The organism is Pseudomonas sp. BP11-1-1 (assembly GCF_052112105.1).
Lineage (GTDB): Bacteria > Pseudomonadota > Gammaproteobacteria > Pseudomonadales > Pseudomonadaceae > Aquipseudomonas > Aquipseudomonas alvandae.
This window is the reverse complement of record NZ_JAUTYU010000004.1, coordinates 52,576-77,302: the sequence shown is the minus strand read 5'-3', so window position 1 is coordinate 77,302 and position 24,727 is coordinate 52,576. Positions and strand designations below refer to the sequence as shown.

The window sequence follows — 24,727 nt, the reverse complement described above, 5'->3', positions numbered from 1 at the left end:
AGGCGAAGGGCACGGACCCTTCGCCTTTTTTAAGCGTCGTTACGCGCCGACCATGGTCGGCGTGACCACCTGATTGAGATCGCCCGCGCGGGTTGGCGCGATGCCGGCCTCGAATTCAGGGCGGAAGTATTTGATTGCGCTGCCCAACGGCTCCACGGCACCCGGTGCGTGAGCACAGAAGGTCTTGCCTGGGCCGAGGAAACCCACCAGGCCCAGCAGGGTCTCGATGTCGCCGGGTTGGCCTTGGCCTTTCTCGATGGCCATCAGGAGCTTGACGCTCCAGGGCAGGCCATCGCGGCAAGGGGTGCAGAAACCGCAGGATTCACGGGAGAAAAACTGCTCCATGTTGCGCAGCAGCGAGACCATGTTGACGCTGTCGTCCACCGCCATTGCCAGGCCAGTACCCATCCGGGTGCCGACCTTGGCGATGCCGCCGGCGTACATTTGGGCGTCCAGGTGTTCCGGCAACAGGAAACCGGTACCGGCGCCGCCAGGCTGCCAGCACTTGAGCTTGTAGCCGTCGCGCATGCCGCCGGCGTAGTCTTCGAACAGCTCGCGCGCGGTGACGCCGAACGGCAGTTCCCACAGGCCAGGGTTCTTGACCTTGCCGGAGAAGCCCATGAGCTTGGTGCCCATGTCTTCGCTGCCGTCGCGGGCCAGGGATTTGTACCAGTCCACGCCGTCGGCGATGATCGCCGGCACGTTGCACAGGGTCTCGACGTTGTTCACGCAGGTCGGCTTGCCCCACACGCCAACGGCGGCAGGGAAGGGCGGCTTGGAGCGCGGGTTGGCGCGGCGGCCTTCCAGGGAGTTGATCAGCGCGGTTTCTTCACCGCAGATGTAACGCCCGGCGCCGGTGTGGACGAACAGTTCGAAATCGAAGCCGCTGCCCAGGATGTTCTTGCCCAACAGGCCTGCGGCCTTGGCTTCTTCCACGGCACGGTTCAGGTGCTTGGCGGCGGTGGTGTACTCGCCGCGCAGGAAGATGTAGCCACGGTAGGTCTTCAGCGCACGGGCGCTGATCAGCATGCCTTCGATCAGCAGATGGGGCAGTTGCTCCATCAGCATGCGGTCCTTCCAGGTGTTGGGTTCCATCTCGTCCGCGTTGCAGAGCAGGTAGCGGATGTTGATGGACTCATCCTTGGGCATCAGGCCCCACTTCACGCCGGTGGGGAAGCCCGCACCGCCACGGCCCTTGAGGCCGGAGTCTTTCACGGTCTGGACGATGTCATCGGCGGCCATGTCGGCGAATGCCTTGCGCGCGGCGGCATAGCCGTTCTTCGCCTGGTATTCGTCCAGCCAGACTGCCTCGCCGTCGTCACGCAGGCGCCAGGTCAGGGGATGGGTTTCGGCCGAACGCTGGATGCGGTTGGCGGGCCCGAAGGAAGTCAGGGTCATACGTAGCCCTCCAGCAGTTTGGCGACGCCATCCGGCTTGACGTCACCAAAGGTGTCGTCGTCGATCATCAGCGCCGGTGCCTTGTCGCAGTTGCCCAGGCAGCACACCGGCAGCAGCGTGAAGCGGCCGTCGGCGGTGGTCTGGCCCAGGCCGATGCCCAGCTTGCCTTGGATCTCGCTGACCACCGATTCGTGGCCGCCGATGTAGCAGACCATGCTGTCGCAGACACGGATGATGTGGCGGCCTACCGGCTGGCGGAAAATCTGGCTGTAGAAGGTAGCGACGCCTTCGACGTCGCTGGCCGGGATGCCAAGGATCTCGCCGATGGCGTAGAGCGCGCCGTCAGGCACCCAGCCACGTTCCTTCTGGACGATCTTCAGGGCTTCGATCGACGCCGCGCGCGGGTCTTCGTAGTGATGCAGCTCGTGCTCGATGGCCGAGCGCTCGGTTTCGCTCAGGGCGAAACGGTCTGTCTGGATAAGCGTGCTGTTCATGCTTAGCGGTCCACGTCGGCCATAACGAAATCGATACTACCCAGGTACGCGATCAAGTCCGCGACCATGCTGCCTTTGATCACCGAAGGGATCTGCTGCAGGTGCGGGTAGCTTGGGGTGCGAATCCGGGTGCGGTAGCTCATGGTGCCGCCGTCGCTCGTCAGGTAATAACTGTTGATGCCCTTGGTCGCTTCGATCATCTGGAAGGATTCGTTGGCCGGCATGACCGGGCCCCACGAAACTTGCAGGAAGTGCGTGATCAGGGTCTCGATGTGTTGCAGCGTGCGCTCTTTCGGTGGCGGCGTGGTCAGCGGGTGATCCGCCTTGTACGGGCCTTCCGGCATGTTGCGCATGCATTGCTCGATGATCTTGACGCTCTGGCGCATCTCCTCGACGCGAACCATGCAGCGGTCGTAGGCGTCACCGTTGGCCGCCAGCGGGACTTCGAACTCGAAGTTTTCGTAGCCGGAATACGGGCGCGCCTTGCGCAGGTCGAAATCGCAACCGGTGGAACGCAGGCCGGCACCGGTGACGCCCCATTCCAGGGCTTCCTTGGTGTTGTAGGCAGCGACGCCGATGGTACGACCCTTGAGGATGCTGTTCTGCAGGGCGGCCTTGGTGTACTCGTCCAGGCGCTTGGGCATCCACTCGACGAAATCCTTGACCAGTTTTTCCCAGCCGCGCGGCAAGTCGTGGGCCACGCCGCCGATGCGGTACCAGGCCGGGTGCAGGCGGAAACCGGTGATGGCTTCGATCACGGTGTAGGCTTTCTGACGGTCGGTGAAGGTGAAGAACACCGGCGTCATCGCGCCCACGTCCTGGATATAGGTACCCAGGAACAGCAGGTGGCTGGTGATGCGGAAGAACTCGGCCATCATGATGCGGATGACATCGACCCGGTCCGGCACCTTGATCCCGGCGAGTTTCTCGACCGAAAGCACGTACGGCAGGTTGTTCATCACGCCGCCGAGGTAGTCGATGCGGTCGGTGTACGGAATGTAGCTGTGCCAGGACTGGCGCTCGGCCATTTTCTCGGCACCACGGTGGTGGTAGCCGATGTCCGGGACGCAGTCGACGATCTCTTCGCCGTCCAGCTGCAGGATGATGCGGAACGCACCGTGGGCTGAAGGGTGGTTGGGGCCGAGGTTGAGGAACATGTAGTCCTCGTTGGCGCCCGAACGCTTCATGCCCCAGTCTTCCGGCTTGAAGCGCGCGGCTTCTTCCTCGAGCTGTTGCTTGGCCAGGGACAGGCTGAACGGGTCGAACTCGGTGGCGCGGGCCGGGAAGTCCTTGCGCAGCGGGTGACCTTCCCAGGTCGGCGGCATCATGATGCGCGACAGGTGCGGGTGGCCGGGGAAGTCGATCCCGTACATGTCCCAGACTTCGCGTTCGTACCAGTTGGCGTTCGGCCAGATGCCGGTCACGGTCGGCACGCTGAGGTCGCTCTCGGACAAGGCGACCTTGATCATTACGTCACTATTACGTTCGATCGACATCAAGTGATAGAACACGGTGAAGTCGACGCCGTCGGGCAGCCCTTGACGCTTGGTGCGCAGGCGCTCGTCCACGCCGTGCAGGTCATAGAGCATGACGTACGGCTTGGGCAGGTTGCGCAGGAAGGTCAGGACTTCGACGAGTTTGGCACGGGCAACCCAAAGCACCGGCATGCCGGTGCGGGTCGGCTGGGCGGTGAACGCCTCGGGGCCAAAACGGTTGTTCAGTTCGACGACCACATCCTGGTCGTCTGCCTTGTAAGGCGGGATGTACAGAGCACTGCCTGTAGTCATGGTTATTTATCGCTTTCGGTCAACGTAAAGAATGAAGCCAGGTTCTCGTTTCTTCTTCAGAACAGAGCTTGGATCAGACTTCGTCGGGGCTGCGCAGGTTGGTGACTGCGATACGCTGTTCGCGGCGCTGTTCCTTTTGCGACGGCATCTCGGCGCGATAGACGCCTTGATCACCAACGACCCAGGACAGAGGGCGACGCTCCTGGCCAATCGATTCCTGCAGCAGCATCAAGCCTTGCAGGAACGCTTCGGGGCGAGGAGGGCAGCCGGGCACGTAGACATCCACGGGCAGGAACTTGTCCACCCCTTGAACAACGGAATAGATGTCGTACATGCCACCGGAGTTGGCGCACGAACCCATGGAGATAACCCACTTGGGTTCGAGCATCTGCTCGTAGAGGCGCTGGATGATCGGCGCCATCTTGATGAAGCAGGTACCGGCGATAACCATGAAATCCGCCTGGCGCGGCGATGCCCGGATAACCTCGGCGCCAAAGCGCGCGATGTCGTGGGGCGCCGTGAAGGCGGTGGTCATTTCCACGTAGCAGCACGAAAGGCCGAAGTTGTACGGCCACAGGGAGTTCTTGCGACCCCAGTTGACCGTGCTGTTCAGCACGTCTTCGAGCTTGCCCATGAAGATATTTTTGTGGACTTGATCTTCTAACGGATCGGCGACGGTTTCCCGCTTGCCGATCGGATACTGCTCGTTAGGAGCATCGGGGTCGATCCGGGTGAGATTGTATTGCATTGCCAAAGCCTCATTGTTTCAGCTTCGCTTGCCGCTTGCGCCGAGCTTCCGGAGCCCAATCAAGAGCCCCCACCCGGTAAAGGTAGACAAGACCTGCCAACAGAATTGCTATGAAAACGAGAGCTTCGACAAATCCGGTCCAGCCGCTTTCGCGGACGGACACAGACCAGGCAAAGAGAAAGAGGGCTTCGATATCGAAGATCACGAAGAGCATCGCGACCAGATAGAATTTGGCTGAGAGCCGCAAGCGGGCGCCACCGGTAGGCAGCATGCCGGACTCGAACGGTTCATTCTTGCTTCGGCCCCAGGCTTTTGACCCGAGCAGGCTCGACACGCCGAGCATGAAGGCACACAGGCCGACCACGCCCAGAAGGAAAATGGCAAAGCCCCAGTTGTGGGCCATGAGTCCTGTCGCTTCGGGCATGCTGGAAATCCTTAACAGAGAGCAATGGTCTCTGAGCTTGAAAAGAAATAACGCAGTGACGATATGTCGCAGCAATCAATCGCGGTGATTTTATGGCTAAACACCGGGCAAGTAAAATTCCTATAGCGAAATTATTTATTGGAATAAGGACATAGCGTACCTCCATGGCCTTGCAACCCAGGCTGGGTGGGCACTGGACGTCACTTCATCAATAATATTTTGCGCGGAATGTAACAATGATAATGCCTTCCAAATGATAATTATTATTATCTGTGCCGACCTTCCGCGATGCACTTACTGTCGTGCATGAGAGTCTTTCTTACATCGCCGCTACTGCAATTGTCAGCGCCGGACGTTTTACTCCTTTTCAGACACCCCGATACTGCGTTCGATCAATTTTCATTTGATCGACACGCTTCAATGCTTCAGGGCCGATCTCCTGCCTATTTTTGACGGCCAGCCCTCCGCCAATACAGACATCGTCAACTTGTCTTGAAGGTTTGATATCAAATGGCTATCTTTGCGGTTCATTCATCTAATCATCTATATCAATATGTGATTAGGCTAACGCCCGCTTCCTGGATAGCCGTGCCGGTCTTCCTGGTTCGCGGCTGAGTACCGTAAGGAATGCCATGAACTCTTGGATCGCGAATATGAGCGTTATGCTCAAGCTGGCTTTGGGCTTTGCCGTTGTGCTGCTTCTGACCGCCGTTCTCGCCGCGACCGGCTGGTTCAGCCTGGGGAAAATGATCGAGCGTACCGATCGTATGACCAGCATCACCGAGCTCGGCAACCGCCTTGATCACCTGCGCCGGGCTCGCTTGCAATACCAGTTGGACAGGGGCGATGAGCAAAAGGGAGCATTGATCCAGGCCTCGCTGGAGCAGTTTGTCGCCAAGCAGAAAAGCCTCGCAAGCGAGCTGAAAAAACCGGAAAACCTGAAGAAGCTTGCGCTGATCGAGCAAGCCAGCACGCAATATCAGGTGGCGCTGAATACGATGCGCGAGGCCTATCGCAATGACGCAGCCATGCGCAAGGAGATGGGCGTCAATGCCGTCAAGGGCGCCGCGCTGATTGCCAAGGTCATCGAAGATGTACAAGCAATGCCTGCCTCGGATGAGCGCCGTTTCGAGCTGTACAGGATCATCCTCAAGGCAAAAGAGGACGTGGCGCTGGTGCGTTATGAAGTGCGTGGCTATACCGGCAACCCCAACAGCGCCACCGAGCAGGCCGCCAACCGCCAGCTCGAAAATACGCTCAAGGGCATCGAAACCCTCAACAGCGCGTTCGGTCCGGCCTACGCCGACACCTTCAAGCAACTGGAAACCGCGCTGGTTGCTTACCGCCGTTCGGTGCAGGATTTCACGGCCAGCACCCAGGCCATTGGCAAGGCCGTGCAGGACACGGTCGATCTGGGTGAAACCATCACCCGCCTCTGTGACGAGATGTATGCCAGCCAACTCGTCTCCCGGGACGAAGACAGCGCCCAGGCTCGCGTCCTGCAGTTGAGCTGTGCTGCCTTGGCGATGGTGTTGGGGATTTTTGCCGCGCTGATCATTACCCGTCAGATTACTCGGCCGTTGCGAGACACATTGGCGGTGGTCGATCGCATTGCCGCAGGCGACCTCACACAACACAGGGTCGTGACCCGTAGTGATGAGCTGGGTATGTTGCAGCAGGGTATCCAGCGCATGGGCGCCACCCTGCGTGACCTGATCGCTGGCATTCGCGATGGTGTTACCCAAATCGCCAGTGCCGCCGAAGAGCTGTCGGCTGTCACTGAGCAGACCAGCGCCGGGGTCAACAGCCAGAAGACCGAGACCGATCAGGTGGCGACCGCCATGCACGAGATGTCGGTCACTGTGCATGAGGTCGCGCGCAATGCCGAACAAGCTCGCGCAGCTGCATCAGAGGCCGATGCGCAAGCCCGTATTGGCGATCAGGTGGTTGCGCAAGCCATCGTCCAGATTGAGCGCCTGGCCAGCGAGGTCGGTCGCTCGGTCGAAGCGATGAGCGAGCTGGAACAGGAAAGCGGGCGCATCGGCACGATCATGGACGTGATCAGGGCAGTGGCCGAGCAGACCAACTTGCTGGCCCTCAACGCGGCCATCGAGGCCGCTCGCGCGGGCGACGCCGGGCGCGGTTTTGCCGTGGTCGCCGACGAAGTACGTGGGCTGGCCCAGCGTACCCAGCATTCCACCGAAGAGATTGAAAACCTGGTGGCGGGCTTGCAGAACGGCACGCGCCAGGTATCGAGCATGATGCGAAATAGCCGCGAGCTGACCGATAGCAGCGTGGAATTGGCGGGCAAGGCTGGCGCATCCCTGGGCAACATCACCCAGGCGGTGTCGGGCATCCAGGCCATGAACCAACAGATCGCCGCCGCGGCAGTGCAGCAAAGCTCGGTGGCCGAGGAAATCAGCCGGAGTATCCTGAGCGTGCGCGATGTATCCGAGCAGACTGCCTCGGCCAGCGAAGAAACCGCAGCCTCCAGCGTCGAGCTGGCCCGCCTGGGCAACCAGTTGCAGCAGTTGGTCAGTCATTTCAAGGTGTGAAAAACGAACCGGGGAAACCGGCAAAAAAAAGCCCCGAACCAGTCGGGGCTTCAGATCGTCGGCTTTGCGGTTAGTTTTTATTCGGTCCGCAAGGGCCGCTTGCTTTTTGGATCAGTGGAACTGTTCTTCTTCGGTCGACCCGGTCAGCGCGGTCACGGACGAGGCGCCGCCCTGGATCACGGTGGTCATGTCGTCGAAGTAGCCAGTGCCCACTTCCTGCTGGTGAGCCACGAAGGTGTAACCCTTGGCGGCGTCAGCGAACTCCTGCTCTTGCAGCTTCACGTAGGCCGTCATGTCGTTGCGGGCGTAGTCGTGCGCCAGGTTGAACATGCTGTGCCACATGTTGTGGATGCCGGCCAGCGTGATGAACTGGTGCTTGTAGCCCATGGCGGACAGTTCGCGCTGGAACTTGGCGATGGTCGCGTCGTCCAGGTTCTTCTTCCAGTTGAAGGAAGGCGAGCAGTTGTAGGACAGCAGTTGGTCCGGGTATTCCTTTTTGATCGCTTCAGCGAAACGACGGGCTTCGTCCAGGTCCGGCTTGGCGGTTTCGCACCAGATCAGGTCGGCATACGGGGCGTAGGCCAGGCCGCGGGCGATGGCCTGGTCGAGGCCGGCGCGCACTTTGTAGAAACCTTCCGGGGTGCGGGTACCTGTCACGAACGGCTGGTCGTACGGGTCGCAGTCGGAGGTCAGCAGGTCAGCGGCGTTGGCGTCGGTACGGGCCAGGATGATGGTCGGTACGCCGGCAACGTCGGCGGCCAGGCGGGCAGCGGTCAGCTTCTGTACGGCTTCCTGGGTCGGAACCAGTACCTTGCCGCCCATGTGGCCGCATTTCTTCACCGATGCCAGTTGGTCTTCGAAGTGAACGCCGGCGGCGCCTGCCTCGATCATGCTCTTCATCAGCTCGTAGGCGTTCAGCACGCCGCCGAAACCGGCTTCGGCGTCAGCCACGATTGGCGCGAAGTAGTCGATGTAGCCTTCGTCGCCCGGGTTCTTGCCGGCTTTCCACTGGATCTGGTCGGCACGACGGAACGAGTTGTTGATGCGCTTGACCACGGTTGGAACCGAATCCACCGGGTACAGCGACTGGTCAGGGTACATGGACTCGGCGGAGTTGTTGTCCGCGGCCACTTGCCAGCCCGACAGGTAGATCGCCTGGATGCCGGCCTTGACCTGCTGCACAGCCTGGCCGCCGGTCAGGGCGCCCATGCAGTTGACGAAATCTTTCTCGGGACGGAAGGCTGGCTTGGCGCCCTGGGTCACCAGGTTCCACAGCTTCTCGGCGCCCATCTTCGCGAAGGTGTGCTCAGGTTGAACCGAGCCACGCAGACGGACGACGTCAGCAGCGGAATAATTGCGCTTCACGCCTTTCCAGCGCGGGTTCTCAGCCCAGTCTTTTTCAAGGGCTGCAATTTGCTGTTCGCGTGTCAGTGCCATGGAAATAAACCTCGTCGCGTCTTGTATGGATGGTCGTTCTGGGCTGGAAGATTCCAGCTTGCCAATCGCACCCGTCATGGGTGTGAAGGGCTGCTCGCTGACCAGGAGGCTGGCATACAAGTCGGTCAAGGCGGGGTGGCGACGGGATGAACGATGGGCTCGAGGGGAAAGTGAGCAGGTAGGGGCGAACTGCGGGCGCATTCGGGCGTCGTGGGCCTTTATACGAACTCAGAGTGATGCCGGGTTACCTAGTTACGCTTCCGTCCCTCGGGACAACTTCGTTCCAGTCGCAACCTCGTCAAACACACCTTGTGGGCGGTACAGACACGAATCGGCTCGCAGGGTGGTTGCAAGCATCGACCCGAAGGCCCTTGCCAGGGCCCCTGATTAGCGGGAGCGAGGCCATCATGCCTTCGGTTTTTTGGCTCGTCAAACGTTTTGTAGTGCTTTTTTCCTGGCACTACATCTTTGGTCTAATACGACTCATCAGTCAGTTTCTGGTGCTTCAGTTCAGGGTATCGACCTTCACCCGCAGAATCATGTCGTCGCGGCCTTGGGTCGAGTAGCTGCGGGTCAGGCCCTGTTTGTCGGCCTGAGTCTGGCGATTCACCCCAGCCAGGGTGATCCATTCGCCAAGGCGTCCGCTGACGGTTGTGTCGGTACTTTGCACGTTCACTACATCGGGACGTTCCTGGCTCATACGGTCACGGTTGGTACTGATACTCAGATGAACGGTCTCGCCGGTGACGCTGGCGGTGACGTAGAAACCCTGGGTGACGTTGCGGTATTCGGTCTGGCTTTGCATGCGACCGTAGCCGTCAGTCTGGTTGCTGGTGAAAGGCACGCTCTGGCCGACCTGGATCAGCGCTGGTTGGCCTTCGCTGGCCTGGATCTGCTGTACGCCGCCGTCACGGCTGGCCGTGCTGCGGTTGATGATGCGGGTCTGGCTGGGCGCGGCGCCGTTGATCGAGTAGCCCTGGTCGCCCTGCAGGTTGTTTTCGTTGGTGTCTACGGTGATCAGCAAGCGCTTGGGAGCGGTGTCCAATTGGGCCAGGAATTGCCGGAGTTCTTCGATCTTGCCGGGCTCGGCGTTGACGATCAGTTGGTTGCCGTAGGCGCTGACCTGGCCGTCCTTGCCGATGAAGTTCTGCGCCACCGGCAGCAGGTCGGCGCTGGTGCGGTAGTTCAGTGGCACGACTTGCGTGTCGGCCATGACTGACAGGCTGCAGCCGAGCAGCAGGGTGGCCAGCAGGGTGCGTAGGGACATGTCCATTTCTCCGCGAGACAAAGGCTTGATATTGCCAGTTTGTCGGCCACGAGTGGGGCAAGTTGAATGATAGACGGCAAAACGCCCCGGCATCGGTGGATGGCGGGGCGTTTTGGGTGTTGCAGGACGCTTTCGTGGCGAGGGGATTTATCCCCGCTGGGCTGCGAAGCAGCCCCAAATCAGTCGCTGCGGTGTGTCAGTTTGAATCCAGGCAGCTTCATTGGGGTTGCTGCGCAACCCAGCGGGGATGAATCCCCTCGCCACAGGGCATTATGGTGGTGCTTCCTGCGGGTCTCAGGCCGAGCGCCGCACCATGTCCACATGCGGAATGCCGGCTTCGAGAAACTCCTCGCTGACCACTGCAAACCCCAGTCGCTCATAGAACGGCGTGGCATGCACCTGGGCACTGAGCATCTGCTGCTTGAGCCCGCGTTTCTCGGCCTCGGCAATCACCGCCTGCATCAGCGCGTCGCCGACCTTCAGCCCGCGCCAATCCTTGAGGACTGACACCCGGCCGATATGGCCGTCGGTCAACAGGCGCGCGGTGCCGATCGGGAAGTCGCCTTCGAGAGCCAGGAAATGCACGGCGTCCTGATCATCCGAATCCCACTCCAGCTCCGGTGGTACGGATTGCTCGGCAATGAACACCGCTTCACGAATGCGCCGGATCTCGGCGTTATCCTTTTGCCAGTCTGCGACACGAACGTGAATTTTATTCATCGGCGAACCCCAGGCTGCCTTGCTTGACCAATTCATGGATGAGACCGCGACCGTCTTCATCGGCCAGCCATGGGCCGAGGTTTTCGATGTGCAGCGCGTCGGCGGCGCAGATCATCTTCAACAGGTCACGCAGCTTGCCCGGCAGGTAACGGCTCTGGCCACTGGCGAACAGCAGCAGGTCGTCATCGACTTCCGACCAGGCCAGGCGCGCGCTCGGGTTGCGGATGATCACTGCGCCCTGTTCCAGGCCGGCCAGCAAGTCGTCTTCTTCCAGTTCCGGGCCCACCACCAATTCCGGGTAGCGTGGCTCGGTCATGAATTGGCCGAACCAGGTCAGCAGCAAGCGCTCGTCGCTCATGTGTTCGGCCAGCAGGCCCTTGAGGCGGTCCAGGGCGTCGTGCTGGATCTGGTGCGGGTCGGTCACCGGGCGTGCATCGGCGTCGGTGTAACGCTCTTCATCCGGTAGGAACTGGCTGAGGAAGTCGGTGAAGTGGGTGAGGACTTCGGCGGCGCTCGGTGCGCGGAAGCCGACCGAATAAGTCATGCAATCGTCCACGGCGACGCCGCAATGAGCCAGGCGTGGCGGCAGGTAGAGCATGTCACCGGGTTCCAGGACCCACTCGTCGGTGGCCTCGAAATCGGCGAGGATGCGCAGGTCCGCGTGGGGCAGCAGCGGGCTTTCGGAGTCGCACATCTGGCCGATCTTCCAGTTGCGCTTGCCGTGGCCTTGCAGCAGGAACACGTCGTAATTGTCGAAGTGCGGGCCCACGCCGCCACCCGGGGCGGCGAAGCTGATCATCACGTCGTCGATGCGCCAGCTCGGCAGGAAGCGGAAATGCTCCAGCAGCTCGCTGACTTCCGGGACGAATTGATCGACCGCCTGCACCAGCAAGGTCCACTCGCGCTCGGGCAGTTTGCTGAACTCATCTTCGGCGAACGGGCCGCGACGCAACTCCCACGGGCGCTCGCCGTGCTCGATCACCAGGCGCGATTCGACCTCTTCTTCCAGGGCAAGGCCGGCCAGTTCGTCGGCATCGATCGGGCTTTCGAAATCAGGAATCGCCTGGCGGATCAGCAGGGGTTTCTTCTGCCAGTAGTCGCGCAGGAACTCCCGTGCCGTGATACCGCCCAGGAGTTGCAGTGGAATGTCAGGATTCATGTGTAACCTATTGAAAAAACATACTTTTCAGACGCGAATAAAAACGCCCGGCGCGGCCGGGCGTCTCAAGGTGAAGCGATGGATCAGATGCGCTTGGCTTGTGCCGCCGCGTTGCCGATGTAGCTGGCCGGGGTCAGCTTCTTCAGTTCAGCCTTGGCGTCGGCCGGCATGTCCAGGCCATCGATGAAAGTCTGCAGCGCTTCTGGGCTGATGCCCTTGCCACGGGTCAGTTCTTTCAGCTTTTCATACGGATTTTCGATGTTGTAGCGACGCATCACGGTCTGGATCGGCTCGGCCAGGACTTCCCAGCAGGCGTCCAGGTCAGCGGCGATCTTCTGCTCGTTGAGCTCCAGCTTGCTGATGCCCTTGAGGCTGGCTTCGTAGGCGATGACGCTGTGGGCGAAACCCACGCCCAGGTTGCGCAGCACGGTGGAGTCGGTCAGGTCGCGCTGCCAGCGGGAGATCGGCAGCTTGCTCGCCAGGTGCTGGAACAGCGCGTTGGCGATGCCCAGGTTGCCTTCGGAGTTTTCGAAGTCGATCGGGTTGACCTTGTGCGGCATGGTCGAGGAACCGATTTCCCCGGCAATGGTGCGCTGCTTGAAGTAACCCAGGGAGATATAGCCCCAGATGTCGCGGTCGAAGTCGATCAGGATGGTATTGAAACGTGCGATCGCGTCGAACAGCTCGGCGATGTAGTCGTGTGGCTCGATCTGGGTGGTGTACGGGTTGAAGCTCAGGCCCAGCTCGTCTTCGATGAAGGCGCGGGCGTTGGCTTCCCAGTCGATGTCCGGGTAGGCCGACAGGTGGGCGTTGTAGTTGCCCACGGCGCCGTTGATCTTGCCCAGCAGTGGCACGGCGGCAACCTGGGCGATCTGGCGCTCCAGGCGGTAGACCACGTTCGCCAGTTCCTTGCCCAGGGTGGTCGGCGAAGCCGGTTGACCGTGGGTGCGCGACAGCATCGGCACGTCGGCGAAACGGATCGCCAGCTCGCGGATGGCCTGGGCGATCTGGCGCATCAGCGGCAGCAGCACGTCGTCACGGCCTTCGCGCAGCATCAGGGCGTGGGACAGGTTGTTGATGTCCTCGCTGGTGCAGGCGAAGTGGATGAACTCACTGACGTTGGCCAGTTCCGGCAGCTTGGCCGCCTGCTCCTTGAGCAGGTATTCGATCGCCTTGACGTCGTGGTTGGTGGTGCGCTCGATCTCTTTGACGCGCTCGGCGTGCTCCAGGGCGAAATTGTCGGCCAGGGCGTTCAGCACTGCGTTGGCCTCGGCGGAAAAGGCCGGGACTTCACCAATGCCAGGGTGGGCGGCCAGGCGCTGGAGCCAGCGCACTTCAACCAGGACGCGAGCACGGATCAGGCCGTACTCGCTGAAAATCGGGCGCAGGGCCTGGGTTTTGCCGGCGTAGCGGCCGTCTACAGGGGAAACCGCAGTGAGCGAAGAGAGCTGCATGGGGTGTTCTCGGACAGTCGGGCAACGAAATGGGGCGCGTATCATACATGAAAACAGACGCCGGTCCGTTGCCAACTGACCGGCGTGTTACGCGTAACGAGATAAAGCTGTTTATTACCTGTGGCGAGGGAGCTTGCTCCCGTTGGGCTGCAAGGCAGCCCTCAAATCCACAAAAAAAGGTCGAGGCGACTTATTCGTTGCGCATCAATGGGTAAAGCTCTTTCAACAATTTGCGTCGGCTGATCACCAGTTGCCAGCGATGGCCGCCCAACTGCCGCCACAGGCGTGCCGAGCGGATCCCGGCCAGCAACAGCGCGCGGATCTTCGAGGCATTGCTCGGTTGTTGCAGGTTGCGCATGTCGCCATGCACCTGGATACGCTGGCGCAGTGTGCTCAAGGTGTCCTGGTACAGCGCGCCGCACGCGGCGATCACGTTTTCGTGGGACGGGCCAAAATGTTCGACCTGGGATTGGATCTGCGGCAGGCGCTTGCCGATGGTTTCCAGCAGGTCGTCGCGCTTGGCCAACTGACGCTCCAGCCCGAGCATCGACAAGGCGTAGCGCAGCGGTTCGCGTTGCAGGGCGCTGGGGTCGCGTTCCAGGGCGCCGATCAAGGCACGATAGCCTTCGCGCAGGTTCAGATCATCGCCGCCGTAGACTTCCAGGGTGTCCTTGGGGTCGCGCACCAGAAGGCTGCCGAGCATGCAGCCCAGCCCGGCTTCGTTGGTCTGGCCGGTCTTGGCGATGCGATCCACCAGCACGGCGGCGAGAAATACCCCGCCCAGCGCCGTCAGTTGTTCCTGGATCGGCGTCATGCCTTGCTGCTCCATGGCTCGGCGACTTCGATCACGCCGCCGCCCAGGCAGATTTCACCGTCGTAGAACACCACGGATTGGCCGGGCGTGACGGCTCGCTGCGGATCATCGAACGTGGCGCGATAACCGCTGGCGGTTTTCTCCAGCGTGCAAGGCTGGTCGCTCTGACGATAACGAACCTTGGCCGTCAGGCGGCGCGGTTCGCTGAGGTCGATCGGGTTGACCCAATAGATGTCGGAGGCGAGCAGGGCGCCGGAGAACAGCCATGGGTGGTCGTTGCCCTGGCCGACGATCAGCTCGTTGTGCTCCAGGTCCTTGACCAGCACATACCACGGCTCTTCACCAGCGTCTTTCAACCCGCCGATGCCCAGGCCCTGGCGCTGGCCGATGGTGTGGTACATCAGGCCATGGTGACGGCCGATGACCTCGCCTTCGGTGGTCTTGATCTCGCCCGGCTGGGCCGGCAGGTACTGCTTGAGGAAGTCGCTGAAGCGACGCTCGCCAATGAAGCAGATGCCGGTGGAATCCTTCTTCTTGGCGGTGGCGAGCTGGTGTTTCTCGGCAATCGCGCGCACTTCGGGCTTTTCCAGCTCGCCGACCGGGAACAGGGTCTTGGCGATCTGCTCGCCGCCGACGGCATGCAGGAAGTAGCTCTGGTCCTTGTTCGGATCCAGGCCCTTGAGCAGTTCGGTGCGGCCATCGATGTCGCGGCGGCGCACGTAGTGGCCGGTGGCGATCAGGTCGGCGCCGAGCATCATCGCGTAGTCGAGGAATGCCTTGAACTTGATTTCGCGGTTACAGAGGATGTCCGGGTTCGGCGTGCGGCCGGCCTTGTATTCGGCCAGGAAGTGCTCGAACACGTTGTCCCAGTACTCGGCGGCGAAGTTGGCGGTGTGCAGCTTGATGCCAATCTTGTCGCACACGGCCTGGGCGTCCGCGAGGTCGTCCATGGCGGTGCAGTATTCGGTTCCGTCGTCTTCTTCCCAGTTCTTCATGAACAGGCCTTCCACCTCATAACCCTGCTCCATCAGCAGAAGGGCGGAAACGGAAGAGTCCACGCCACCGGACATGCCGACGATGACGCGTTGCTTTGGGGTGTTCGAAGAGGCTGGATCACGCATAGGAATTCAATGAGTGTCTTGAAAAAGGACGCGATTCTATCAGGCCCGGGCGCGCAAGGCTAAAGAGAAGGGCGGATAAGCGCCAGGCTATGGCGATGGCCGGCCAGGTAATCGTCGATGCAGCGGATGATCAGCTCGCTGCGCCAGTGATCGCGCTGTTCGAGCAGTTCGTCACGGGACAGCCATTTGGCGCCGAGGATGCCGTCGTCCAGTTGGTATTCGGGATGGTGTTTCAGGGCTTTGGCGGCGAAGCAGACCCGTTGGTAGGTCACGCCGTTGCTCGGGGCGGTGTAGAGGTAGATGCCGGTGACGCTGGTGGGCTCGACGTCCCAGCCGGTTTCTTCGAGGGTTTCGCGCACGGCGGCTTCGATCAGGGTTTCGTTGGGGTCCAGGTGGCCGGCGGGCTGGTTGAGTACTGCGCGGCCGCCCTTGGATTCTTCCACCATCAGGAAGCGGCCGTGGTCTTCGACGATGGTGGCGACGGTGATGTGGGGGTTCCAGTCCATGATGGTTCCTCTATTGTTGGATTGAGATGCGAATCCCCTGTGGGAGCGGGCTTGCTCGCGAAAGCGGTGTGTCAGTCAATGCAAATGTTGAATGATAAATTGCCTTCGCGAGCAAGCCCGCTCCCACAGGGGCAAATAGGGTATGCATAAAAACACAAACCCCGGCACAAGGCCGGGGTTCGTGGTGCTTCCTTGCAACCTTACACCAGCGCAGCAATCGCCGCGTTGAAGGTGTTGCTCGGGCGCATGGCCTTGCGGGTCAGTTCCGGGTTGGCGAAGTAGTAGCCGCCGATGTCCACGGGCTTGCCCTGGACCGCATTGAGCTCGGCAACGATTTTTTCTTCGTTGTCGGTCAGGGTCTTGGCCAGCGTGGTGAACTGCGCCTTGAGGGCTGCGTCGTCATCCTGGGCGGACAATGCCTGGGCCCAGAACAGGGTCAGGTAGAAGTGGCTGCCGCGGTTGTCGATGCCGCCGACCTTGCGCGAAGGCGACTTGTTGCGATCCAGGAACTCGCCAGTCGCCTGGTCGAGGGTCTTGGCCAGCACCAGCGCCTTGGGATTGTTGTAGGTCACGCTCAGGTGTTCCAGGGAAGCGGCCAGGGCCAGGAACTCGCCCAGGGAATCCCAGCGCAGGAAGTTTTCTTCCAGCAGTTGCTGCACGTGCTTGGGTGCCGAACCGCCGGCGCCGGTTTCGAACAGGCCGCCACCGTTCATCAGCGGCACGATCGACAGCATCTTGGCGCTGGTGCCCAGTTCCATGATCGGGAACAGGTCGGTCAGGTAGTCGCGCAGTACGTTGCCGGTCACCGAAATGGTGTCCTTGCCTTCGCGGGTGCGAGCCAGGGTGAATTTCATCGCGTCGACAGGCGACATGATGCGGATGTCCAGGCCGCTGGTGTCGTGGTCCTTCAGGTAAGCCTGGACCTTCTCGATCATCACGCCGTCGTGGGCACGCATCGGGTCGAGCCAGAAGATCGCCGGGGTGGCGCTGGCGCGGGCACGGTTGACGGCCAGCTTGACCCAATCCTGGATCGGCGCGTCCTTGATCTGGCACATACGGAAGATATCACCAGCCTCGACGTTCTGCTCCAGCAGGGTGCGACCGTTGTTGTCCGAAACGCGGACCACGCCGTCGGCCTTGATCTGGAAGGTCTTGTCGTGGGAACCGTACTCTTCGGCTTTCTTGGCCATCAGGCCAACGTTTGGCACGCTGCCCATGGTAGTCGGATCGAAGGCGCCGTGTTGCTTGCAGTCTTCGATCACCGCCTGGTAGATGGTGGCGTAGCAGCGATCCGGGATCACGGCCTTGGTGTCGTGCAGCTGGCCGTCGGTGCCCCACATCTTGCCGGAGTCACGGATCATGGCTGGCATCGAGGCGTCGACGATGACGTCGCTCGGCACGTGCAGGTTGGTGATGCCCTTGTCGGAGTTGACCATCGCCAGTGCTGGACGCACGGCGTAGACCGCCTGGATGTCGGCTTCGATCTGGGCCTGCTGCTCGGCCGGCAGGGCCTTGATGCGGGCGTACAGGTCGCCGATGCCGTTGTTCAGGTTGAAACCGATCTGCTCCAGCACTTCGGCGTGCTTGGTCAGCGCGTCCTTGTAGTACTCGGCGACGATCTGGCCGAACATGATCGGGTCGGAGACCTTCATCATGGTGGCTTTCAGGTGGACCGACAGCAGGACGCCTTTTTGCTTGGCGTCTTCGATTTCGGCGGCGATGAAGTTGCGCAGGGCGTTTTTGCTCAGCACGGCGCAATCGAGGATCTCACCGGCTTGAACGGTGGTCTTTTCCTTCAGGACGGTGGCGGTGCCGTCCTTGGCGATCAGCTCGATCTTCACGCTGCCCGCGGCGTCGATCAGGGCGGCTTTTTCGCTGCCGTAGAAATCGCCGGCGTTCATGTGAGCGACGTGGGACTTGGAGTCGGCAGCCCAGGCGCCCATCTTGTGCGGGTGCTTGCGGGCGTAGTTCTTGACCGACAGCGGCGCACGACGGTCGGAGTTGCCTTCGCGCAGGACCGGGTTCACGGCGCTGCCCTTGACCTTGTCATAGCGAGCGCGAGCTTCTTTCTCGGCGTCGGTGGTCACGGTTTCCGGGTAATCCGGCAGTGCGTAGCCCTGGGCCTGCAATTCCTTGATCGCGGCCTGCAGTTGCGGCACCGAGGCGCTGATGTTCGGCAGCTTGATGATGTTGGCTTCAGGCGTAACGGCCAGGTCGCCCAGTTCGGCAAGGTGGTCGGCTACGGCTTTGTCACCCAGTTGCTCGGGGAAGCTGGCCAGGATGCGCCCTGCGAGGGAGATGTCGCGGGTCTCCACGGCGATGTCGGCCGAAGCGGTGAAGGCTTCGACGATCGGCAGCAGCGAATAGGTGGCGAGGGCAGGCGCTTCGTCGGTGAAGGTATAGATGATCTTCGAGCGGGTGGGCATATTCGGATTAACTCTCTTCTTTGCTAAAGCATGCGCAGAAACTCGAGGGGCGCCGGGTAAGCGCGTTCGTTCAAAGTCATCCGTGAGCCGAATGTCGAGGTTTCTTCGCGGTGATGTTGGGTGCATCAGTCGAGCGTCAAGCGGTCGGGCCGCGGTAACGGTCCGGCTTTCAAGTTGGCGGAAAGTCTCGTTATAGAGCCGTCAGCCGTCGTGACCCTGTGGTCAGCGGCGGCATTATACATAGGTAGCTGGCGATCTGCCGACGGTTCATAGACTTCCGTACACGTCCATTGGTCTAAACGTCGCATGCCGGGGACTTGGACTATGCTCAAGTTTGGCGCTTTTCCCTTGTTTATCAGGCTTGTACGTGGCGAAGTTGATTGATTTGCCCGGGATGGGCCGAACGTAGGGTTTGCGTGCCGATTCAACTGGGTTACGCTCGAACGCAAGCCAGATGTTCAATCCAAGCAATGGAGTTCAGCATGGGGTATCAAAAGATTCAGGTTCCAGCCGTCGGTGACAAAATCACCGTCAACGCAGACCATTCTCTTAATGTTCCCGACAATCCGATCATCCCCTTCATCGAAGGCGACGGCATTGGCGTTGATATCAGTCCCGTCATGATCAAGGTGGTCGACGCCGCGGTCGAGAAGGCGTACGGCGGCAAGCGCAAGATTTCCTGGATGGAAGTCTATGCCGGTGAAAAAGCCACGCAGGTCTATGACCAGGACACCTGGCTCCCCCAGGAAACCCTGGACGCGGTCAAGGACTACGTGGTTTCCATCAAGGGTCCGCTGACCACGCCGGTCGGTGGTGGTATCCGCTCGCTGAACGTGGCGCTGCGCCAGCAACTCGACCTGTATGTCTGCCTGCGCCCGGTGCGTTGGTTCGAAGGCGTGCCCAGCCCGGTCAAGAAACCTGGCGACGTGGACATGACGATCTTCCGCGAGAACTCCGAAGACATCTATGCCGGCATCGAGTGGAAGGCCGGTTCGGCCGAAGCCACCAAAGTCATCAAGTTCCTTAAAGAAGAAATGGGCGTCACCAAGATCCGCTTCGACGAAGATTGCGGTATCGGTGTCAAGCCGGTTTCCAAACAGGGCACCAAGCGCCTGGCTCGCAAGGCCTTGCAATATGTCGTCGATAACGACCGCGACTCGCTGACCATCGTGCACAAAGGCAACATCATGAAGTTCACCGAAGGTGCCTTCAAGGAATGGGCCTACGAAGTGGCGGCCGAAGAGTTCGGCGCAACCTTGCTCGACGGCGGGCCATGGATGCAGTTCAAGAATCCGAAGACCGGCAAGAATGTCGTGGTCAAGGACGCCATCGCCGACGCCATGCTCCAGCAGATCCTGCTGCGTCCGGCTGAATATGACGTGATCGCCACCCTGAACCTCAACGGCGACTACCTCTCCGATGCCCTGGCGGCGGAAGTAGGTGGTATCGGCATCGCGCCGGGCGCCAACCTGTCCGACACCGTGGCGATGTTCGAAGCCACCCACGGTACCGCGCCCAAATACGCAGGCAAGGACCAGGTCAACCCGGGGTCGTTGATCCTGTCGGCGGAAATGATGCTGCGCCACATGGGTTGGACTGAAGCGGCCGACCTGATCATCAAGGGCACCAACGGTGCGATTTCGGCCAAGACCGTGACCTATGACTTCGAGCGCCTGATGGACGGTGCCAAGTTGGTGTCGTCTTCCGGCTTCGGCGATGCGCTGATTTCCCATATGTAAGCGAAGCCTGGACACAAAAATGCCCGGTTCGAGTGATCGAAACCGGGCATTTTCATGGGTGGGGCAGGCCTTTAGTGGTCCTCGGTGACCCGAGGCTTGACGTGGACCCTGGTCGGCTCTGGCTTTTCGCTGGCCTGAGTGCTCTCAGCGTCGACGGCGACCGGACGAATTTCAACGGCATGTATGCCCTTTGGCCCTTGTATCATGCAGAACGTCACGGGCTGACCTGCCTTCAGGGTTTTATAGCCGTCCATCTGAATGACGGAGTAATGAGCGAAGAGGTCTTCGTCCTTCCCGTCCTGGATAATGAAACCGTAGCCCTTGGCGTTATTGAACCATTTGACCTTTCCCTTGACTCGCATGCTGGTGGTACCTGACATACCAATTTCCCTCTGCAACACACCCCGGCAACGGAGTATCATCCTGATGATCCGCCGTCGATCATGGAAATCGGATTGACTTCGCGGACCTTTTTAACCCACGGTGGGCTCTATTGGTTGTAACACCGATTTGCCGTTAGTCAAGGTGATCGGGCGGTAGCGGTTGAAATCGCCCGCAAGCGGCCCCATCACTGTATTTGCCAACTAAAACGAACCTTTCTTTCCATGCATGCAATCAGCCAGATTCGACTAACATTCAATCAGGATCGCCCGGATCAACATGACGACGATTCAGCGGGCATTGCTGTTCAGGAATCAAAGCCCGCTTTACAGGCTCCACCGATGTACAAGGTGGTTTTGTTCAACGATGACTACACACCGATGGATTTCGTCGTCGAAGTGCTCGAGGTGTTTTTCAACCTGAATCGTGAGCTGGCGACCAAGGTCATGCTGGCCGTTCATACAGAGGGACGGGCAGTATGTGGTGTGTTTACCCGCGACATCGCGGAGACCAAGGCCATGCAGGTCAACCAGTACGCCAGGGAAAGCCAGCATCCGCTACTCTGTGAAATCGAGAAGGACGGTTAACGCCGACCACTTGGGTATGAGGTGAACCATGTTAAACCGCGAGCTCGAAGTCACCCTCAATCTTGCCTTCAAGGAGGCTCGTTCGAAGCGTCATGAGTTCATGACAGTCGAACACCTGCTGTTGGCCCTACTGGATAACGAGGCTGCCGCCACCGTTTTGCGTGCCTGCGGCGCGAACCTCGACAAACTCAAGCACGATTTGCAAGAGTTCATCGACTCCACCACGCCACTGATCCCCGTTCACGACGAGGATCGCGAAACCCAGCCAACCCTGGGCTTCCAGCGGGTGCTGCAACGTGCTGTCTTCCATGTGCAGAGCTCGGGCAAGCGTGAAGTGACCGGGGCCAACGTGCTGGTCGCCATCTTCAGTGAGCAGGAAAGCCAGGCGGTGTTCCTGCTCAAGCAGCAGAGCGTCGCGCGTATCGATGTCGTCAACTACATTGCCCATGGCATTTCCAAAGTGCCGGGGCATGGCGATCATTCCGAGGGTGAACAGGATATGCAGGACGACGAGGGCGGTGAGTCTTCTTCTTCAGGCAATCCGCTGGACGCGTATGCCAGCAACCTGAACGAGCTGGCCCGCCAAGGCCGCATCGATCCGCTGGTTGGGCGCGAGGCGGAAGTCGAGCGCGTTGCGCAGATTCTCGCCCGGCGCCGCAAGAACAACCCGTTGCTGGTGGGTGAGGCAGGCGTGGGCAAGACCGCAATCGCCGAAGGCCTGGCCAAGCGCATCGTCGACAACCAGGTGCCGGATCTGCTGGCCAACAGTGTGGTGTATTCCCTCGACCTGGGGGCCTTGCTGGCCGGTACCAAATACCGTGGCGATTTCGAGAAGCGCTTCAAGGCGCTGCTCGGCGAGCTGAAAAAACGCCCGCAAGCAATCCTGTTCATCGACGAGATCCACACCATCATCGGCGCGGGCGCTGCGTCGGGTGGCGTCATGGATGCCTCGAACCTGCTCAAACCGCTGCTGTCCTCGGGTGATATCCGTTGCATCGGCTCGACCACGTTCCAGGAATTCCGTGGGATCTTCGAGAAGGACCGTGCCCTGGCACGGCGTTTCCAGAAGGTCGATGTGTCGGAGCCGTCGGTGGAAGACACCATCGGCATCCTGCGTGGCCTGAAAGGGCGTTTCGAGCTGCACCACAACATCGAATACAGCGACGAGGCATTGCGCGCCGCTGCCGAGCTGGCGTCACGCTACATCAATGATCGGCACATGCCGGACAAGGCCATCGACGTCATCGACGAGGCGGGCGCCTACCAGCGGCTGCAGCCGGTGGAGAATCGCGTCAAGCGTATCGAGGTGCCGCAAGTCGAGGACATCGTCGCCAAAATCGCGCGGATTCCGCCAAAACACGTCACCAGCTCCGACAAGGAACTGCTACGTAACCTGGAGCGTGACCTGAAGCTGACGGTGTTCGGCCAGGATGCGGCCATCGACTCGCTCTCGACCGCCATCAAGCTGTCCCGCGCGGGACTCAAGTCGCCGGACAAGCCGGTCGGTTCCTTCCTGTTCGCCGGGCCTACCGGGGTCGGCAAGACCGAGGCGGCACGGCAGCTGGCCAAGGCGATGGGCATCGAGCTGGTGCGCTTCGACATGTCCGAGTACATGGAGCGCCACACTGTATCGCGTCTGATCGGTGCGCCTCCGGGCTATGTCGGTTTCGACCAGGGCGGCCTGTTGACCGAGGCGATTACCAAGCAGCCTCACTGTGTGCTGTTGCTCGATGAAATCGAGAAGGCGCATCCGGAAGTCTTCAACCTGCTGCTGCAGGTCATGGACCACGGTACGCTGACCGATAACAACGGGCGCAAGGCGGATTTCCGCAACGTGATCATCATCATGACCACGAACGCCGGTGCCGAGACCGCGGCGCGCGCTTCGATCGGTTTCACCCATCAGGACCACTCGTCCGATGCGATGGAAGTGATCAAGAAGAGCTTCACGCCTGAATTTCGCAACCGCCTGGACACCATTATCCAGTTTGGTCGCCTCAGCCATGAGGTCATCAAGAGCGTGGTGGACAAGTTCCTTACCGAACTTCAGGCGCAGCTCGAAGACAAGCGTGTATTGCTGGAGGTCACCGATGCGGCGCGCAGCTGGCTGGCGGAAGGTGGTTACGACGTGACGATGGGCGCGCGGCCGATGGCTCGCTTGATCCAGGACAAGATCAAGCGTCCGCTGGCGGAGGAGATCCTGTTTGGCGAACTGGCCGAGCATGGCGGTGTGGTTCACATCGACATCAAGGACGGCGAGCTGACTTTCGACTTCGAAACTACGGCCGAAATGGCTTGATCGTTACCTGCAACAAAGCGAAAGGCGCCGAAAGGCGCCTTTTTGCTGTTCCATGCCTACCAGGCGCTGCTGTGGGCATGGAACAAGATTGCGTTTTATCACCAATCCCTGTGGGAGCGAGCTTGCTCGCGATAGCGGTGGGGCAGCTTGCATCAACGGTGCTTGTGCCGCCGCCTTCGCGAGCAAGCTCGCTCCCACAGGGGGGCGTGTGTTCTGAAGATTGGGGCAAATCCCAGGCAAACAAAAACGCCCGACATGAGCCGGGCGTTTTGTATTGACTTGTTAGCGAGCGCGGTAAGTGATGCGCCCTTTGCTCAAGTCATAGGGCGTCAGCTCGACGCGCACTTTGTCACCGGTAAGAATACGAATGTAGTTCTTGCGCATCTTGCCGGAGATATGCGCGGTTACGACGTGCCCATTTTCCAACTCCACACGAAACATGGTGTTGGGCAGGGTGTCGACGACAGTGCCTTCCATTTCGAAGCTGTCTTCTTTCGACATGCAGTAAAGCCCTCGGTATCCAGTGAATGGCCCGGTGCAACTGCGCCAGGCAAAAGCGGCGTGCATTGTGCCCGAAAAAGGGGGGGCAAGCCAAGGGGTTCTTCGGAGTTACTCAATGAATGCGGCGCTTGGATAAAGCGCAGGCTACGAGCGGCCCCTAGTTCAGGACAACCCACCGCTGGTTGATGAGTAATTCAATGGGCCGATATTGGGTCTTGTAGTTCATTTTTTTGCAGTTCTTGATCCAGTAGCCCAAGTACACCGCTTCCAGGCCCAGGCGTCGGCATTCGTTGATCTGCCAGAGGATTGCGTAGCGTCCGAGGCTGCGCTTTTCTTCGTCGGGCTCATAGAAGGTGTAGACCGCCGAGAGGCCGTTGGGCAGCAGGTCGGTGACGGCGATGGTCACCAGCCGACCCTCGAGGCGGAACTCATAAAAACGTGAGAACGGAAGGTCGCGGACCAGGAAGGTCGAAAACTGGTCCCGGCTGGGCGGGTACATGTCGCCGTCGGCGTGGCGTTGTTCGATGTAGCGCTGGTACAGGTCGAAATATTCTTCGGTGAACTGCGGCTTGGCGGGGCGGACCTGTACGTCGGCGTTGCGCTTGAAAATACGCTTCTGCTGCCGGTTGGGGGTGAATCGGGCCACGGGGATGCGCGCCGGAACGCACGCATTGCAGTGCTGGCAATGGGGCCGGTAGAGGTGATCGCCGCTGCGACGAAAGCCCATCTCCGACAGATCTGCGTAGACATGCACATCCATGGGCTGGCTAGGGTCGAGGAACAGGGTCGTGGCCTGCTCCTCGGGCAGGTAACTGCAGGAGTGGGGTTGAGTGGCATAGAACTTCAAGCGCGCCAACTCGGTCATGATCAACCCTCGGTATAAGCTTCAAATTCAAGTGTAAGCCAGGAG

The 24,727-nt window shown here is 60.4% G+C and carries 21 protein-coding genes and 1 pseudogene; 5 read left to right on the top strand and 17 right to left on the bottom strand.

Going from position 1 to position 24,727, the window contains the following annotated elements:
• Positions 1–39: 39 nt before the first annotated feature.
• The 5 genes from nuoF to Q7C33_RS10000 all read right to left on the bottom strand — a co-directional run bounded on the left by nuoF (position 40) and on the right by Q7C33_RS10000 (position 4,851).
• Positions 40–1,398 (bottom strand): NADH-quinone oxidoreductase subunit NuoF, encoded by a 1,359-nt coding sequence (gene nuoF / locus Q7C33_RS10020; RefSeq protein WP_198796049.1) that lies wholly within the window; start codon positions 1,396–1,398, stop codon positions 40–42.
• Positions 1,395–1,892, bottom strand: coding sequence for an NADH-quinone oxidoreductase subunit NuoE (gene nuoE / locus Q7C33_RS10015; protein WP_003180060.1), 498 nt, complete (start codon positions 1,890–1,892; stop codon positions 1,395–1,397). Before nuoE ends, nuoF begins: the two co-directional genes overlap by 4 nt.
• 2 nt (positions 1,893–1,894) lie before the next feature.
• Complete coding sequence (gene nuoC, locus Q7C33_RS10010; protein ID WP_030141321.1) at positions 1,895–3,679, bottom strand: NADH-quinone oxidoreductase subunit C/D; 1,785 nt, start codon at positions 3,677–3,679, stop codon at positions 1,895–1,897.
• Between the two features lie 73 nt (positions 3,680–3,752).
• Complete coding sequence (locus Q7C33_RS10005) at positions 3,753–4,427, bottom strand: NuoB/complex I 20 kDa subunit family protein (protein WP_030141322.1); 675 nt, start codon at positions 4,425–4,427, stop codon at positions 3,753–3,755.
• 10 nt (positions 4,428–4,437) lie between these two features.
• On the bottom strand, positions 4,438–4,851 hold the full coding sequence (locus tag Q7C33_RS10000) for an NADH-quinone oxidoreductase subunit A (protein ID WP_030141323.1): 414 nt from the start codon (positions 4,849–4,851) through the stop codon (positions 4,438–4,440).
• A gap of 632 nt (positions 4,852–5,483) precedes the next feature.
• Here Q7C33_RS10000 and Q7C33_RS09995 point away from each other — a divergent pair.
• A pseudogene (locus tag Q7C33_RS09995) lies at positions 5,484–6,503 on the top strand (methyl-accepting chemotaxis protein); the annotation flags it as partial.
• A 15-nt stretch (positions 6,504–6,518) separates the two neighbouring features.
• Positions 6,519–7,406: a methyl-accepting chemotaxis protein gene (locus Q7C33_RS09990; protein ID WP_407683460.1), complete on the top strand. Its 888-nt coding sequence runs from the start codon at positions 6,519–6,521 to the stop codon at positions 7,404–7,406.
• Positions 7,407–7,517: 111 nt separating this feature from the next.
• Here Q7C33_RS09990 and aceA read toward each other — a convergent pair whose 3' ends face one another.
• From aceA to Q7C33_RS09945, 9 genes are all read right to left on the bottom strand, one after another.
• A complete protein-coding gene (aceA, locus tag Q7C33_RS09985) occupies positions 7,518–8,843 on the bottom strand; it encodes an isocitrate lyase (RefSeq protein ID WP_030141325.1) in 1,326 nt (441 codons plus the stop codon).
• Positions 8,844–9,348: 505 nt separating this feature from the next.
• Positions 9,349–10,110 carry a secretin N-terminal domain-containing protein gene (locus Q7C33_RS09980; protein WP_323155605.1) on the bottom strand — a complete coding sequence of 254 codons (762 nt, stop codon included), beginning with the start codon at positions 10,108–10,110 and terminating at the stop codon, positions 9,349–9,351.
• A 294-nt stretch (positions 10,111–10,404) separates the two neighbouring features.
• The gene (locus Q7C33_RS09975) at positions 10,405–10,830 is read right to left on the bottom strand and encodes a GNAT family N-acetyltransferase (protein ID WP_030141327.1); all 426 of its coding nucleotides are present in this window, start codon (positions 10,828–10,830) and stop codon (positions 10,405–10,407) included.
• Positions 10,823–11,989, bottom strand: a complete 1,167-nt coding sequence (locus tag Q7C33_RS09970; protein ID WP_407683329.1) for a ribosomal protein uL16 3-hydroxylase — start codon at positions 11,987–11,989, stop codon at positions 10,823–10,825. The genes Q7C33_RS09975 and Q7C33_RS09970 overlap by 8 nt, the downstream gene beginning before the upstream one ends.
• Before the next feature lie 83 nt (positions 11,990–12,072).
• Positions 12,073–13,443: an adenylosuccinate lyase gene (gene purB, locus Q7C33_RS09965; protein WP_407683328.1), complete on the bottom strand. Its 1,371-nt coding sequence runs from the start codon at positions 13,441–13,443 to the stop codon at positions 12,073–12,075.
• 190 nt (positions 13,444–13,633) lie between these two features.
• Positions 13,634–14,257, bottom strand: coding sequence for a high frequency lysogenization protein HflD (gene hflD, locus Q7C33_RS09960; RefSeq protein ID WP_030141330.1), 624 nt, complete (start codon positions 14,255–14,257; stop codon positions 13,634–13,636).
• Positions 14,254–15,378: a tRNA 2-thiouridine(34) synthase MnmA gene (mnmA, locus tag Q7C33_RS09955; protein WP_198796051.1), complete on the bottom strand. Its 1,125-nt coding sequence runs from the start codon at positions 15,376–15,378 to the stop codon at positions 14,254–14,256. Before mnmA ends, hflD begins: the two co-directional genes overlap by 4 nt.
• 59 nt (positions 15,379–15,437) lie before the next feature.
• Positions 15,438–15,884, bottom strand: a complete 447-nt coding sequence (locus tag Q7C33_RS09950; protein WP_030141332.1) for an NUDIX hydrolase — start codon at positions 15,882–15,884, stop codon at positions 15,438–15,440.
• Positions 15,885–16,084: 200 nt separating this feature from the next.
• The gene (locus Q7C33_RS09945) at positions 16,085–18,310 is read right to left on the bottom strand and encodes an NADP-dependent isocitrate dehydrogenase (RefSeq protein WP_407683327.1); all 2,226 of its coding nucleotides are present in this window, start codon (positions 18,308–18,310) and stop codon (positions 16,085–16,087) included.
• Positions 18,311–18,792: 482 nt separating this feature from the next.
• Between Q7C33_RS09945 and icd the strand changes: the two genes are divergently transcribed.
• Complete coding sequence (icd, locus tag Q7C33_RS09940; RefSeq protein ID WP_030141334.1) at positions 18,793–20,049, top strand: NADP-dependent isocitrate dehydrogenase; 1,257 nt, start codon at positions 18,793–18,795, stop codon at positions 20,047–20,049.
• A gap of 71 nt (positions 20,050–20,120) precedes the next feature.
• Here the strand turns inward: icd and cspD are convergent, their stop codons facing one another.
• A complete protein-coding gene (gene cspD / locus Q7C33_RS09935; protein ID WP_030141335.1) occupies positions 20,121–20,411 on the bottom strand; it encodes a cold shock domain-containing protein CspD in 291 nt (96 codons plus the stop codon).
• Between the two features lie 243 nt (positions 20,412–20,654).
• Between cspD and clpS the strand changes: the two genes are divergently transcribed.
• Together clpS and clpA are read left to right on the top strand one after the other, a co-directional pair.
• Entirely contained in the window at positions 20,655–21,017 is a 363-nt protein-coding gene (gene clpS, locus Q7C33_RS09930) for an ATP-dependent Clp protease adapter ClpS (protein WP_030141336.1), read from the top strand.
• Positions 21,018–21,045: 28 nt separating this feature from the next.
• On the top strand, positions 21,046–23,316 hold the full coding sequence (gene clpA / locus Q7C33_RS09925) for an ATP-dependent Clp protease ATP-binding subunit ClpA (RefSeq protein ID WP_030141337.1): 2,271 nt from the start codon (positions 21,046–21,048) through the stop codon (positions 23,314–23,316).
• Between the two features lie 282 nt (positions 23,317–23,598).
• Here the strand turns inward: clpA and infA are convergent, their stop codons facing one another.
• Positions 23,599–23,817 (bottom strand): translation initiation factor IF-1, encoded by a 219-nt coding sequence (infA, locus tag Q7C33_RS09920; RefSeq protein ID WP_002553999.1) that lies wholly within the window; start codon positions 23,815–23,817, stop codon positions 23,599–23,601.
• A 157-nt stretch (positions 23,818–23,974) separates the two neighbouring features.
• Positions 23,975–24,682: an arginyltransferase gene (locus Q7C33_RS09915; RefSeq protein WP_407683326.1), complete on the bottom strand. Its 708-nt coding sequence runs from the start codon at positions 24,680–24,682 to the stop codon at positions 23,975–23,977.
• Positions 24,683–24,727 lie beyond the last annotated feature (45 nt).

Coding starts and splice junctions, on each gene's coding strand:
- nuoF (WP_198796049.1), bottom strand. CDS start 1,398: ATGACCCTGACTTCCTTCGGGCCCGCCAACCGCATCCAGCGTTCGGCC.
- nuoE (WP_003180060.1), bottom strand. CDS start 1,892: ATGAACAGCACGCTTATCCAGACAGACCGTTTCGCCCTGAGCGAAACC.
- nuoC (WP_030141321.1), bottom strand. CDS start 3,679: ATGACTACAGGCAGTGCTCTGTACATCCCGCCTTACAAGGCAGACGAC.
- Q7C33_RS10005 (WP_030141322.1), bottom strand. CDS start 4,427: ATGCAATACAATCTCACCCGGATCGACCCCGATGCTCCTAACGAGCAG.
- Q7C33_RS10000 (WP_030141323.1), bottom strand. CDS start 4,851: ATGCCCGAAGCGACAGGACTCATGGCCCACAACTGGGGCTTTGCCATT.
- Q7C33_RS09990 (WP_407683460.1), top strand. CDS start 6,519: ATGTTGCAGCAGGGTATCCAGCGCATGGGCGCCACCCTGCGTGACCTG.
- aceA (WP_030141325.1), bottom strand. CDS start 8,843: ATGGCACTGACACGCGAACAGCAAATTGCAGCCCTTGAAAAAGACTGG.
- Q7C33_RS09980 (WP_323155605.1), bottom strand. CDS start 10,110: ATGTCCCTACGCACCCTGCTGGCCACCCTGCTGCTCGGCTGCAGCCTG.
- Q7C33_RS09975 (WP_030141327.1), bottom strand. CDS start 10,830: ATGAATAAAATTCACGTTCGTGTCGCAGACTGGCAAAAGGATAACGCC.
- Q7C33_RS09970 (WP_407683329.1), bottom strand. CDS start 11,989: ATGAATCCTGACATTCCACTGCAACTCCTGGGCGGTATCACGGCACGG.
- purB (WP_407683328.1), bottom strand. CDS start 13,443: ATGCAGCTCTCTTCGCTCACTGCGGTTTCCCCTGTAGACGGCCGCTAC.
- hflD (WP_030141330.1), bottom strand. CDS start 14,257: ATGACGCCGATCCAGGAACAACTGACGGCGCTGGGCGGGGTATTTCTC.
- mnmA (WP_198796051.1), bottom strand. CDS start 15,378: ATGCGTGATCCAGCCTCTTCGAACACCCCAAAGCAACGCGTCATCGTC.
- Q7C33_RS09950 (WP_030141332.1), bottom strand. CDS start 15,884: ATGGACTGGAACCCCCACATCACCGTCGCCACCATCGTCGAAGACCAC.
- Q7C33_RS09945 (WP_407683327.1), bottom strand. CDS start 18,310: ATGCCCACCCGCTCGAAGATCATCTATACCTTCACCGACGAAGCGCCT.
- icd (WP_030141334.1), top strand. CDS start 18,793: ATGGGGTATCAAAAGATTCAGGTTCCAGCCGTCGGTGACAAAATCACC.
- cspD (WP_030141335.1), bottom strand. CDS start 20,411: ATGCGAGTCAAGGGAAAGGTCAAATGGTTCAATAACGCCAAGGGCTAC.
- clpS (WP_030141336.1), top strand. CDS start 20,655: ATGCATGCAATCAGCCAGATTCGACTAACATTCAATCAGGATCGCCCG.
- clpA (WP_030141337.1), top strand. CDS start 21,046: ATGTTAAACCGCGAGCTCGAAGTCACCCTCAATCTTGCCTTCAAGGAG.
- infA (WP_002553999.1), bottom strand. CDS start 23,817: ATGTCGAAAGAAGACAGCTTCGAAATGGAAGGCACTGTCGTCGACACC.
- Q7C33_RS09915 (WP_407683326.1), bottom strand. CDS start 24,682: ATGACCGAGTTGGCGCGCTTGAAGTTCTATGCCACTCAACCCCACTCC.